The following is a 13533-nucleotide window of genomic DNA, read 5'->3' as shown; positions in this document are numbered from 1 at the left end:
CGGGCCATGTAACCGCCATGCCCTTTGACCGGGCGAAGTTTGTAAAACTGTGTAAGCGTCTTGTAACCTGGGCTGTCACACCATCGACAATGGGAATTCACAGGACCAGCAATCGCTTCTAGGATCGCTGTCATCGTGTGGCCCGATCGCCCGCGACACCCGGGGGGAGGGTCATGGACAAGTCGGTTGCCGAGGCAGGTGCAGACCTGCGCGGAGGTGTTCCTTTGCCCGCCGCCCGGGCGGCCTTTCCCGGTTTCGAACCCGAAGAGCGCAGCTATCAATCCTGGGTCGCCGACGAGACCATCGAGGATTACGCCCTGCGCTATGCCCCGGTGAACCACCGCCGCTGGAACCCCTTCACCATTGCCAATACCGCGCTTGGCGGCATTTCCTTTCTGGCGCTGGAGGCCATCGGCGCGGCGCTGACCCTGTCATGGGGGGTGCATACGACGGTCATTGCGGTGCTGCTGGTCTCGGTTTTCATCTTTGTGACCAGCCTGCCCATCGCCTATCACGCCGCCCGGTCGAATGTGGACATGGACCTGCTGACGCGCGGGGCGGGCTTTGGCTATATCGGGTCGTCCATCACCTCGCTGATCTATGCGACCTACACAATCATCTTCTTTGCGCTTGAAGGCGTCATCATCGCGCAGGCGCTTTCGGTCAGCACCGGATTGCCTTTGCCGGTGGGATATCTGCTCTCGACGCTGGTGATCCTGCCCTTTGCAGTGCGGGGGATGACGGCGATTTCGCGCTTTCAGATGGTGACGCAGATCCCTTGGATCGTGCTGGGCCTGATGCCGTTCGCGGCGATCGCGATCCTGGAACCGCAAGAGATGCGCAGCTGGCTGGATGCGACCGGGCCGACGCTAGGCTGGCTGTCGCTGGGCGGGGCGATCGGCGTGCTTTGTGCGCTGACATTGCAGATCGGAGAGCAGGTCGATTACCTGCGCTTCCTGCCGCCAAAGGAAACCACCCCCGCCTTGCGCTGGTGGTCGGCCCTGATCCTGGCCGGACCGGGATGGATCCTGATCGGCGGCACCAAGGTGCTGATGGGCAGCTTTCTGGTGACGCTGGCACTTGGCGATGGCATGGCCGCGGATTTCGCGTTGGAGCCGATCGGCATGTTCTGGCAGGCCTATCAGCATCTGTTCAGCCCCGCCGTCGCGCTGGCGGTGGCGACCGTCTATATCCTGCTGGCGCAGATCAAGATCAATGTGACCAACGCCTATGCCGGGTCGCTGGCGCAGTCGAACTTCTTTCTGCGGGTGACGCGATATCATCCGGGGCGGCTGGTCTGGCTAATCTTTCACATCACGGTCAGCTGTGCGCTGATGCTGATGGGGGTCTTTTCCACGCTCGAGGCGGTTCTGGCCATCTATGCCAATCTGGCGCTGGCTTGGCTGGGGACGATCTTTGCCGATCTGGTGATCCTGAAACCGCTGGGCCGCAGCCCGAAGCGGATCGAATTCAAGCGCGCCTATCTGCCGGATTTTAACCCGGTCGGGTGCAGCGGCATCGTCGTCGGCGGGGTGATCGGCATCGGGCTTTTGCTGGGGCTGGGCGGGCCGATGCTGCAGGCCTGGGCCCCGCCGATCGCTTTTGTCGTCGCGATGCTGACCGCCTCGGCGGTGGGGATCGTCAAGGGAAAGTCGGTCTATTTCGCGCGTGAGCCGCATGATTTCGGCCCAATCGAGCGCTGCGATTGCGCCATTTGCAGCCACGGCTATGAAATCCGCGACATGGCCTATTGCACATTTTACGAGCGCCCGATCTGTTCGCTGTGTTGCAGCCTGGAACCCCATTGCCGCGATTTCTGCAAGCGCCCACGCCTTGCGCCGTCGATCCCCGTTACCCCGGACGGGCTGCGACTGCATCGGGTGTCGCCACGGATCTGGCAGCGGATCTGGCAAATCGCCGCGGTTTTCGCGGCGCTGTTGGCGGGGCTGGCCGGGTTTTATCTGGTCGCCCGACATCTTTCCTCATTGCTTGAGGACCGCCAGCTGGTGACGCATTTCTTTCTTGGCTCGGTCCCGATGCTGGCCTTGCTGGCGATCTGGGTGGTCATGGCCAATGAACGCAAGCGCCTGACCGAAGATGACCTGCTGGGCGCGCTGACCCGGCTGGGTCAGGCGCAGCGCGAACTGGCGCTGAACCAGCGCCTTGCCGCCGTGGGCGAGGTCGCCGCCACGATCAGCCATGAATTGCGCAACCCCCTTGGCACCATCACCAGCTCGGTCGAGGTGCTGTCGCGTCACCCCGGTCTTGGTCCCGAGGTTACCGAGGATGTGGACCGTATCCGGCGCAACATCCGCCGCTGTCGCCGCATCATCGACATCCTGCTGGACTTTGCCCGGCAGGGCGCAACTGAGATCGTCCCGATCGACCTGCCGGCATGGCTGAACGCCGTCGTCGCGGATCACTCGGGTCAGCGCTTTGTCAGGATGCAGATTCCGGCGGGGATGCGGTTGAAATGCGATCCCTCGCGGCTGCAATTCGCCGTCCACAACCTGATCGACAATGCCCTGCATGCCGCCGAGGCCGCTGGTCGGTCGCCCTGCATCACGCTGAGCGCGCGGCGTCGCGGCAGTGTCACCGAAATCGAGGTCGCCGATAACGGTCCGGGCATTCGTACCGATCTGCAGGCCCGGATCTTTGATCCGCTGTTCTCGACCCGCGATACCGGCGTCGGGCTGGGGCTGCCTCTGGTCCGCCGCGTGGCCCAGTTGCATGGCGGCGAGGCCTGGATCGCGCGCAGCAGTCCGGACGGCACTGCGATGTGCCTGTCGATCCGGGATAGGTCATGACCGTGACGCCGCGCCCCAAGGTGCTTATCGTCGATGATGAACGCGACTTCGCCGTCTCGACCGCGCGGGCGCTGGCGCTTGAGGGGATCACCTGCCTGATTGCCCATGACAGCGCCACGGCCCTTGCGCAATTGACGGAAAATCCGGCCATGATCGCCTTGGTCGACATTCGCATCCGCCATGAGGATGGGACCCAGTTGGCCGCGCGGCTGCGCGCAGTGCGGCCCGAGTTGCTGGTCATCATCATGACGGCCTATGCCTCGATCGACAGCGCGGTCGCGGCGATGCATGCAGGGGCGCATGATTACCTGTCCAAGCCCTTCTTCCTTGATGAGCTGATGCGGGCGCTGAACCGCTGCTTCGAGGTGCTGGCGCTGCGCGAGGACAAGGCCCGTGCGGAACAGGATCTGGCCATCCTGCGCCAGCTTGAGGCGACATCGCGCCTTGCGACAGGGCTGTCGCATGATTTCAACAATATGCTTGCCGTCATTCAGGCCAATGTCTCGGTCATTCTGGATCGGCTTGGCCCGGACCACGCGCTGGCGGCTTATGCCGACGATGCCGACCGGGCAGCCCGTGCGGCGGCCGAGCTGGTCGCGCGGCTGATCGATTTTACCCGCAGCGGCCAAGCGCTGCCCGAGCCGATCGACCTGCGCGAACCTGTCGCCACGGCCTGCCGCATGATGCAGCATACGCTTTGCGTCGATATGAGGATTGCGGTGGACCTGCCCGACGCTCCGCTTCTGGTGCCGGTCGCGCCCACGATGCTTGAAACTGCGGTGGTGAATCTGCTGATCAATGCACGCGACGCGACCGAAGGCCGGGGGCGGGTCATCGTCACGCTGTCCTTGCTGCGTCAGGGCGGCAATTACGCCCGGCTGGTCGTTCAGGACGACGGTCCGGGCCTGTCCGCAGAGGTTGAGGCGAAGTCGCTGCATCCCTTCTTTACCACCAAGCCCAAGGGCACGGGGCTGGGCCTGCCGATGATCCAGCAACTGGCGCTGGCGGCTGGCGGCGCGTTTCGGATCGGAACCGCACCCGAGGGCGGGGCGCGCGCGGTGCTGGATCTGCCGGCAACCACTCAGCCGGACGGCGAGAACATGTAACCCGCCCCGCGAATGGTGCGGATCACGCGATGCTCCGGTCCGGTATCCCCGATCTTGCGGCGGATCTTGCCGATCATCACGTCGATCGAACGGTCAAAGGGCGACCAGTCTCGATTGGCCGCAAAATCAAGCAGTTGATCGCGGCTGAGGACCCGACCCGGTCGTTGCGCTAGGGCACTGAGCAGGTTGAATTCCTGTGTCGTCAGCGACTGGACCCGACCCGTCGCGTCACGCAGCATGCGCGATTCAAAATCCAGCGACCATCCGTCGAAATGGGCCATGCGCGGATGATCCGGGCGGGGCGGGGCTGCAGGTTCGGCAGGCAGGCGGCGCAGGATCGCCCGCACCCGCGCCAGCAATTCGCGCGGCTCGAACGGCTTCACCAGAAAATCGTCGGCCCCGATCTCCAGCCCGACAATGCGATCAATGGCCTCCTGCCGTCCCGACAGGAACAACAGCCCGCCCTTGTGTTGCCCCCTGATCTCGCGCGCAAGGGCATAGCCGTCATCGCGACCGGGCAGCCCGACATCCATCACCACCAGATCGAACCGCATCTGCGCCAGAAGCTGACGCAGCCCTGCGCCGTCATGGCACATGTCGACCTGATAGCCTTCCTCGCCGAAATACCGCCCCAGAAAGGCGCAAAGGCTGGGGTCGTCCTCGACAAACAGGATCCGTTGCTTCGTGGAATCGGTCCGCAATGTCGCTTGGGTCATGCCTCCTCCTTGCCAGCAGGGCGGCAACCATGCTGACCGAAGATTAACCAACCGTCGAGGCGTCGAATAGCCGACTGAACTGGATTTGCGATGATGATGCGGTTGCCAAGCGCAAAGCCGCAGAGTCACGGTTTCCGAAACCCTCCAGACCGCAGCACCGCGAAATGCCGCCCGACATGAGTCGTTACAGGTCGAAATCCGTGCCGGACAGGTTGATCGACTTGCCGATCTGAATGGTGAAATCGGCGCGGCCGTCGCCGTCCACATCGCCATAGACGAAGGTGGCGTCGGCGGTGCGGACCCAGCGCAGCTCCCCGGCATCGCCGCTGAACTTGTCACTGCCGATCAGGGTGAAGGCCTGATCGCCCCGCGTGGCGATATCGGCATCGATGGCCGAAAGATCGATCCGGTCATTCTGCGCCGAGCTGAAATCGACGATCAGGTCGAGCCCGGCAGCAAGAACGGTGGATTCCGCCGTGCTGTAGAAAACGAAGACATCCGCGCCGGCACCACCGACCAGCGTATCGGCACCGGTCCCGCCGATCAGCGTGTCGTTATCCGCGCCACCCTCCAGCAGATCCTGACCGGTGCCGCCGATCAGCCGGTCGGCCCCCGCCTCTCCGTAAAGTTTATCATTGCCGCTTCCGCCGTTCAGGGTATCGGCGCCGATACCACCGCCCAGCCAGTCGTGACCCGTGCCGCCAAACAGCGAGTCATTACCGGCCTCTCCGTAAAGCAGATCGTTTCCATCACCGCCGTCGAGGGAATCGTTCCCCTCTCCGCCACTTAGCTTGTCGGCTGCATCGCCGCCGGACAGCAGGTCGTTGCCGGCTTCGCCATAAATGGTGTCCGCACCCGCGCCGCCATAGGCGCGGTCGTTGCCGATACCCGAATAAATGGTGTCATTGCCGGCCTCGCCCCAAAGTTGATCCGCGCCCGCACCGCCATAAAGGGCGTCGTGCCCTTGACCGCCCTTGAGGGTGTCCGCGCCGACATTTCCGTACAGCAGGTCGTTGTCGTCGCCACCATAAAGCTTGTTGTTGCCGCCCTCTCCCAGAAGCGTATCCGCCCCGGCACCGCCAAACAGGACGTCATTGCCCGCGCCTCCGAACAGCTTGTCGTTCCCGGCGCCGCCGTTCAGCGTGTCGTGACCGTCGTAGCCCGCCAGCGTCTCATTGCTGGCGCTGCCGGTGACGGCGTCGTTTCCGCCCAGAAGCAGGCGGCTGAAGGCCAGATCGTTGAACGACTTGAAGGCCTGAGCAAGCCCGGCTGCCGAAACCGACAGCGCAGTGGCCTCGAACACGGTGACGCCCGCCGAGACAATGCGCAGCGAGGTGATCGTTCCCGACTTCAGCGCCCCGATACCCGTCCCGCTATAGCTGAGTTTCGTCCCGCCAAGCACCGCATAGTCGGATGCGCTGTCAAACAGCCGCAACGAGGTCGTCTGCTGCGAGGTTTTCGCGTAGTCCAGCCTATTCGACCACGCGATCGAGGTCATGTCCCGGGCGAATCCGGCTTTCGCGTTAATGATGAATTTCGCCATGACAAAGACATACTCTAAAACTGCAGGTTGCGGGCAAGATGGAGGCCGCAGCGCCTGAGTTCAAGACAAACCCGCCCCTCGGTGGCCGGTCCCGGTCAGTTGTGATGATCTGCCATGGTCGATGCCCATTCCTTGGCCTGCTGAAGGGTCAAGGGGGGCGCGTAAAGATAGCCCTGGGCATAGTCGCAACCGATCCGGCGCAGGAACTCGGCCTGCTGCTCGGTTTCGACCCCTTCCGAGATGACTTCCAGTCCCAGCGCCTTGCCCATCGCCACCGCCCATTCGATGATCTGTTCGCCCTTTGCCGTGCCCGACAGCTCGCCCAGAAGGCTGCGGTCAAGCTTCAGCCGGTCGAAATCGAACTTGCCCAGTGCCGCGAGATTGCTGAAACCCGCGCCAAAATCATCCATGGCAATCGCGACGCCCAGTTCCCGCAGGGAGCGGATGCAGGTGGCGGCCTCATCCTGCAGGCATTTGCTTTCGGTGATTTCCAGTTCAAGGCGATGGGCGGGGAAACCGCGCTGTGCCAAAATCCGCGCAATGCGGTCGGCAAAGCCGGAATGGCGCAATTGAATGACCGAGACATTGACCGACACGCGCACCGGCGTGGGAGAGTCGATGGTCGCAAGGTCGGACAGCGCCTTGTCCAGCAGCCACATGCCGATTTCGTCGATCAGGCCATGTTCCTCGGCGATGGGGACGAATCTGTCGGGCTCGACCTCGCCCAGCACCGGGCTGTACCATCGGGCCAGCGCCTCGAAACCGGCAAGGGTCCCGTCGGATAACCGGATCTGGGGCTGATAGCGGATGAGCAATTGATCCTTGCGCAGCGCCTCGGCCAGCGCCGAGATGAGGTGCCGATCGTCCGGGGACGGCAGCACAGGACCGCCCGTTGCGGTCTTGTCCATATCGTCCATGCCGAACACCTCCATCGCTACCCCGCAAGTAAGGGCGGAATTGGCAGGAAAAGCAATAAGCAGAAGTGTCGCAGGCACTTAGCCACGGATACGTGACGCCAACCGGTCACGGCGCGTTTTCTGCGCGTAGAGCATCCGGTCGGCGCTGGCCAGCAGCTCGGTCTGGTTCCAGGACGACTCGCTGGCCAGCGCGATGCCCAGACTGATGCCCACGACAACCTCTTCGCCGTGATCGCCGACGGCAATCGGTTGCCGGACGGCCTCGATCAAGCGGCGGGCCATCTGCTCGGCATCGCTGCGGTCGTTGCAGACCATCAGCACGGCGAATTCGTCCCCGGCCCAGCGGGCAACGATATCCTCGGTCCGCACGCAATCGCTTAATCGTGAGGCAATGACCTTGAGCACCACATCGCCTGTCGCATGGCCGTAGGCGTCGTTGATCGGCTTGAACAGGTCCAGATCACCGAACAGCAGCGCCAGATCGCATTTCTGTTCGGACAGCAGCACCTGACATCGCTTGTTGAAACCGGCCCGGTTGAGCAGACCGGTCAGCGGGTCGGTCTCGGCCTCTCCGATCAGGGCCAGTTGGCGGGCATAGGCATCCGAGGCGTCCTGAAAGACGATTACGCCGCCGATCATCTCCCCCTCCGTATCCCGGACCAGCGAGGCGGATCTTGTCACCGGCAACAGCGCGCCCGCTTTCGTGCGCAGCATCGTCTGGGGCTCGTCGGCGCGAAGGCCGCCATTCTGCGAGGGATCGAACAACCCTTCATTCATCGGCATCCCGTCGGCGGAAAACAACGGAAAGACCTCATCCAGATCCTGACCGCAGCCGCTGTCGGCCAGCCATTCGGTGATCCGCTGCGCCGAGGGGTTCATCCACGACACGCGATTGCCCCTGTCGGTCGCGATGACGCCGTCGCCCACCGCATCGAACGTGGCCTGAAGGATCTGCCTTTGGCGATGCACCTCTCTCAGTGCGCTGACAAGGCGGTTCTTGTTCTGATGCAGTTCCAGGAAAATCAAAACCTTGGAAATCAGGATCGTCTCATTGACGGGCTTGGGGATAAAATCGATGGCCCCCGACATATAGCCATGGATCTGGTTGATCTCATCCGCGTTCGAGGCCGTCAGGAAGACGATGGGCGTCTCGGCCGAAAGCGGGTTGTCCTTGAGGTAGCTCGCGACCTCAAAGCCGTCCATCTCGGGCATCTGCACGTCCAGAAGGATCAACGCGAATTGCATATCAAGCGCCAGCGACAGCGCCTCGTTGCCGGAATGCGCCACGACAAGGTCAGCACCGACATCGCGCAGCAGGATCTTCATCGCCAGCAGATTTGACGGGATGTCGTCCACAATAAGGATTCTGGGCCGTTCGTCGGCTTTCCCGAGTTCTTCAAGCGAAATGTCCGTCATTGGTCGCCACCCTTTTCGATCAGGCCATCACCCATGCTGATTTGGCTGCGGGCTGGCTGCAGCGGGCGATAGATCAGGTTGCACCCCGGCTCTTTGCAATAGGCCGCTCCGGTGCTGATCGGTGTCTCTCTGCTGCCGAGGCACAGAAATCCACCACGAAACATGGAATCTTGAAACAGGTCAAAAACCCGACGCTGAAGCTCGGGGCCGAAATAGATCAGCACGTTCCGGCAAAAGATCAGATTTGCCTCACAGAACACGCCATCTGTCGCCAGATTGTGCTGGATGAATGTGACATTCTTCAAAAGCTGCGGGTCAAAGCGATACCTGTCGCCGGACCTGATCGTATAGGACGACAGCGAGCCCGACCCGCCGCCTTGCGCATAGCGTCGCTCGATCGCGGCCAGTTGCTTTTCATCGATCTCTGCGCCGTCCCTTGCCGCGCTCAGGCAACTGGTCGAAATGTCGCTGGCGAAAATTCGGCTGCGTGAATACAGACCGGCCTCATTCAGCAGGATCGCCAGCGAATAGACCTCTTGGCCCGCGGCGCAGCCCGCATGCCAGATGGTGATGTTCGAGAAGCTTCGCAGATGCGGAAAGACGTGCTCCTTGACCTCGGCGAAGGTCTCGGGCTCGCGAAAGTAATCGCTCACCGGAACGGTGATGTTTTCAACGATGAAATCGATCCGGGTCGGGTTGTCCAGAACCCAATCGGTCAGGGCGTCAATGCCCGGCAGCTGTAGATTTGCGCAAAGGTTGCGCAGCCGCTTTTCAAGCGAGCTGGACCGATACCCGCGGAAGTCGCAGCCATATCTCTCGAATAGATTTCGAGTGAACGTCGCGACTTCATCCTCCATGCGGAAGGCTCTCGCTGATCATCGAAAGCAGCTTGGGCACATCGACGGGCTTGGTCATGTAATCCGTCGCGCCGGCGGCAAGGCACCTTTCGCGGTCCTCCTTCATCGCCTTGGCGGTCAGGGCGATGATCGGCAGGTCCGACCACGCGCCGCCGCGTTTGCGGATTTCGGTCATCGCCTCGTAGCCGTCCATGTTCGGCATCATCATGTCCATCAGGACGATCTGGATGTCGGGATGGGCTTCAAGTTCGCTCAGCGCCTTGAACCCGTCCTGCGCCAGAACGACATTCATGCCCTTGCCGCGCAGGATCTTGGCCAGCGCATAGATGTTTCGCATGTCGTCATCGACCAGAAGCAGCTTGCCGTTCAGCCCGGTATCCTGTGGCGGGTGCTGCCCGTTCATCTTCGGCTGCTTGGCGGCGGGCGCGGTCTGCGGTTGGGGAGCGTGCTGCAGGAACTGTTCGACCTCTTCCAGCAGGCGTTTTTGCGAATATTCGCCCTTCAGGATGATGCTGTCGGTATAGGCGCGCAGGTCCATGATCTCGTCCGGGGTCAGGTCGCGGGCCGAGTAGATGATGACCGGGGGCGTGTCGCCAAGCTCTGATATCTGCTTCAGCAGCTCAAAGCCGCAAAGGTCCGGCAGGCCGATGTCCAGAATGAGGCAGCCGAACTTGCGCGTGGCCAGCATGCTCAGGGCGGTTTCACCATTCATCGCCGAGACCGAGTCGATACTCGCGCGGGTCAGAAGCTGCGAAATCGCAAGCTGCGTGCCGGGATCGTCCTCGATGACCAGCACCGTCCGCTGACCAGGCGAGGGGGCGATCGGCGCGGCACCATTCTGTTTTCGCATAACGGGAGGCGCGGGGCGCGGCGGCTCCGGCGTGTCGCCTTGGTCCTCCTCGGGTGCCAGCGGCAGCGACAGCCTGAAGGTCGAGCCCTTGCCCTCGGCGCTTTCGACGGACAGGTCGCCCTGCTGCAACTGGGCGAGCTGCCTTGAGATCGCCAGACCAAGCCCGGTCCCGCCGAATTGCCTGCGGGTGCTGCCATCGACCTGCTCGAAGGGGCGGAAGATCGTCTCAAGCTTGTCGTCCGGAATGCCGATGCCGCTGTCGGTGACTGAAATTTCCAGCACCTGTCCACCCTCGGCGAGTTGCAGCGACACGTGGACGCGGCCCTCGGCGGTGAACTTGATCGCGTTGCCGATCAGGTTATTGGCGATCTGCTCCAGCTGGCCGCCATCCGCCCAGATATGGTCGGGCAGGGCGGGATCGCGTTCCAGCACGAATTCCAGCCCCTTCTGTTCGGCAAGCGGGCGGAAGGTGCGCTCGATGGTGTGGCACAGGGCGATTAGCGAGACCCGCTCGCGATGCGCTTCCAGCTTGCCGGCCTCGATCTTGGACAGGTCGAGGATGTCGTTGATCAGACGCAGCAGGCTGACGCCGCTGGCATGGATCACCCCAGCTGCCTCGACCTGATCGCTGTCCAGATTGCCCTGACCGTTCTCGGCCAGATCTTGCGCCAGGATCAGCATGCTGTTCAGCGGCGTGCGCAATTCATGCGACATATTGGCCAGGAAGCGCGACTTGTACTGGTTGGCGCGCTCAAGTTCTTCGGCGCGAGAGATGGCTTCCTGACGGGACTCGACCAGTTTTTCGCCTTGCAGGGCCAGTTGCTTGCTGCGGCGCTCAAGTTCATCATTGGTGGCCTGCAAGGTTTCCTGCTGGGCGCGCAGCTCTTCCTCGGCGGCTTGCAGTTCTTCGGTCTGCCGCTGGCTTTGTTCCAGCAGTTCCCGCGTGCGCAGAACCCGCCGCAGGTTTTCCAGCGGCAGCGCGACCACGGCGGGGGCATCCTCGACAATGCGCTGTCCGACCTCATCCAGCTTGTCGAAGGTCGCGAACTCCATCACGCCGATCAGCTGGTCCTGCACCACGACCGGGACGACCAGCACCAGTTCCGGCGTTCCCTCGCCCGAGCCCGAGTGGATCTTGACGTAATTGTCGGGCACCGGGGTCAGCACGATGGTCTTGCGTTCCAGCGCCGCCTGCCCGACGAGGCCCTCGCCCAGCATGTAGCGCGTGGCGACGTGGCGCCGTTCCTTGTAGCCATAGCTGGCATAAAGGTTCAGCGACCGGCTTTGTTCGTCATAGGCAAAGAACACGCCGACCCCTGCCTTGATCTGCGGGGCAAGCGTCCGCAGCGCGGCATCCGAAAAGTCGATCAGCGTCTTTTGCTGCTGGATGGTCTGGGACAACTCGGTCAGCAACCGCCGGACCTGCAGATCCACACTGCGCTCCACTGCGAGGTTCCTGAAGATCAGCAGCGACCGGCTCATGGCGCCGATTTCATCGGGTCGTTCCTGAAACGGCACGGTCGCGCTGCGGTCGTCATTGGCCAGCCGCTCCATGGTTGTGGCCAGCCGCTTCAGCGGGGAACCGATGCGATGATAAAGCAACGCATAGGCCAGAAGGGCGGCAATGCAGACAAAGATGGCCGACATGACGGTCGCGTTGCGCATCCGGTCGATCAGGGCGTTACGCTGGGCGCGCGCCTCGTCCAGTTCGTCCTCGACCAGCCCGGACAGGCGGTCAAAGGATTCCCGCGGGAAACTGTCCACCAGATCGGTGGCATTGGTCGTCAGGTAATGCGCCAGCGCCTGTGCGCGGGCCGCCGGGGTCACCGTCCCCTCGATGCGCGTCAGCAAGGGCAATGCGCGCTGGTTCATCCATTGGGTGGCGGCGACCTGAATGGCGACCGCATCCGCCACCGCCTGCGCGTCAAGGCCGGGCAGCCGCAGCAGGTTCTCGATGGCGGTCAGGGTGTCCTTGTGGGCCTGTTCGAATTTTTTGCGCGATTCTTCGGTGCCTCGGGACAGCGTGTCGACCAGCGCCAGTTCGCGGGCCAGAATCGACCGCTCGACCGCCTCGATCGAGGTCAGGCTGGCGGTCAGGTCACGGACGTGGTTCTGGGTCGATGACAATTCCTTGGTGCCCCAATAGGCAACCGAACTGACCGCGACCACCACCAGCAGAAAGCTGAGCATGACCGCGCCAAGTTGCGAGCCAAGAGAAAAGCTGATCGAACGTTGGGCCAAGGCTTCGCTCCAAACTGCAGAAATCGAATGATTTTATGATCAATTGTTCCGTGTTTCCAACCACCATATATCGCCTGCAGGCTTAGTCGAAAAGGTGACAGGCACCTGTCACGCATCTGCCGCACTGCAGCGATGCAGATGCGCAAGCCTGAAAATTCGATCTGGAACCGACAATCGGTAGTGGTAAGGGGTGGCGCTTACTCTTGCGCTGACCCTTTTTGCACCGTTCAATGACTGCAATCGAAGGGTGAACTTGCCCTTTATGCCACAATCATATCATGCTTTGTCCTAGGAAAGGGCAGGCTCCCGCCCTCACCCCCGTCAAGGTTACGAATGGAATTTTAGGAAGTACGATGATCGCTGGATGTGACCGCAAAATCGATCAAGGCTTGCTGTCTTGTGATGCTCTTGCAACCATTAGGAAATTCGGACTTCTTCTGTGCTTGTGCCTTGCAACCGCGATGACGGCGGGTTGCGCCGTGGACGCGCAGAACTTCGGCCTGACCCGTGCCCAGATCGATGAGCGCACGCCCTTCGTCGCCGTGTCCGCCAGCCAGGCCTGGGTCAATGCGCCGGACATTCGCAGCGTGTTCCAGCGTCATCTGGGGATCGAGGCCGAACAAAAGATCGGTCTGGTGAACAACACCACGGTTCCCGGCGACAACATGATCCTGCTGCGGACGCGAACCGGCTCGGCCGGTCTTGGCCGGCTGCGGTTCGAGGATCTGGTCGCCCGGTTTGGCGGTCTGCCCCAGCCCTTCACCAATCTGAGTTCCGGCGACCTGCTGCAGGCCGAAGACGAGGCTGGCAGCTATTTCTGGGCGGGGCAGATGGTCGGCGGCAGCACCAATTGCATTCTGGGCATCCGGCGGCTGGACAGTGGCATGCGCCAGCTGCCCGGCGGTGCAGGTATTATGGACATAATCGTGCGCAATTGCGTCAACGGCAGCCAGCAGGACGCGCTGGCACCGCTGCTGGCGGCCAGCACGGGCGTCAGCGCCGCCGTTCGCGCGCCGGATGGTTCCAGCCGCATGTTGTCACCTTTGGCGGCGCCGTCCGGGAATTTGAGCCCGTGACGGC

9 protein-coding genes are annotated in these 13533 nt (G+C 62.5%); 3 read left to right on the top strand and 6 right to left on the bottom strand.

Features of this window, described 5'->3' with window-relative positions; translation table 11 throughout:
• Window positions 1–173: 173 nt before the first annotated feature.
• A complete protein-coding gene (locus IB235_RS12375) occupies window positions 174–2807 on the top strand; it encodes an ATP-binding protein (RefSeq protein WP_192336992.1) in 2634 nt (877 codons plus the stop codon).
• On the top strand, window positions 2804–3913 hold the full coding sequence (locus IB235_RS12370) for a sensor histidine kinase (RefSeq protein WP_192336991.1): 1110 nt from the start codon (window positions 2804–2806) through the stop codon (window positions 3911–3913). The genes IB235_RS12375 and IB235_RS12370 overlap by 4 nt, the downstream gene beginning before the upstream one ends.
• Here the strand turns inward: IB235_RS12370 and IB235_RS12365 are convergent.
• The 6 genes from IB235_RS12365 to IB235_RS12340 all read right to left on the bottom strand — a co-directional run bounded on the left by IB235_RS12365 (window position 3889) and on the right by IB235_RS12340 (window position 12453).
• Window positions 3889–4629, bottom strand: coding sequence for a response regulator (locus tag IB235_RS12365; RefSeq protein WP_192336990.1), 741 nt, complete (start codon window positions 4627–4629; stop codon window positions 3889–3891). The genes IB235_RS12370 and IB235_RS12365 overlap by 25 nt on opposite strands.
• Before the next feature lie 184 nt (window positions 4630–4813).
• Entirely contained in the window at window positions 4814–6127 is a 1314-nt protein-coding gene (locus IB235_RS25740) for a calcium-binding protein (protein WP_192336989.1), read from the bottom strand.
• A gap of 140 nt (window positions 6128–6267) precedes the next feature.
• Window positions 6268–7089, bottom strand: coding sequence for an EAL domain-containing protein (locus IB235_RS12355; RefSeq protein ID WP_192336988.1), 822 nt, complete (start codon window positions 7087–7089; stop codon window positions 6268–6270).
• A 78-nt stretch (window positions 7090–7167) separates the two neighbouring features.
• Window positions 7168–8505, bottom strand: a complete 1338-nt coding sequence (locus IB235_RS12350) for a diguanylate cyclase domain-containing protein (protein WP_192336987.1) — start codon at window positions 8503–8505, stop codon at window positions 7168–7170.
• On the bottom strand, window positions 8502–9362 hold the full coding sequence (locus tag IB235_RS12345; protein WP_192336986.1) for a protein-glutamate O-methyltransferase CheR: 861 nt from the start codon (window positions 9360–9362) through the stop codon (window positions 8502–8504). The genes IB235_RS12350 and IB235_RS12345 overlap by 4 nt, the downstream gene beginning before the upstream one ends.
• On the bottom strand, window positions 9352–12453 hold the full coding sequence (locus tag IB235_RS12340) for a response regulator (RefSeq protein ID WP_192336985.1): 3102 nt from the start codon (window positions 12451–12453) through the stop codon (window positions 9352–9354). The genes IB235_RS12345 and IB235_RS12340 overlap by 11 nt, the downstream gene beginning before the upstream one ends.
• A gap of 479 nt (window positions 12454–12932) precedes the next feature.
• On the opposite strand from IB235_RS12340, the gene IB235_RS12335 reads away from it, so the two are divergent.
• Window positions 12933–13529, top strand: a complete 597-nt coding sequence (locus IB235_RS12335) for a hypothetical protein (protein ID WP_155040957.1) — start codon at window positions 12933–12935, stop codon at window positions 13527–13529.
• Window positions 13530–13533 lie beyond the last annotated feature (4 nt).

Source organism: Paracoccus sp. PAR01 (assembly GCF_014851995.1).
Classification (GTDB): Bacteria; Pseudomonadota; Alphaproteobacteria; order Rhodobacterales; family Rhodobacteraceae; genus Paracoccus; species Paracoccus litorisediminis.
Note: the sequence above shows the minus strand (reverse complement) of the source record. Positions and strands in the feature narration are given on the sequence as shown.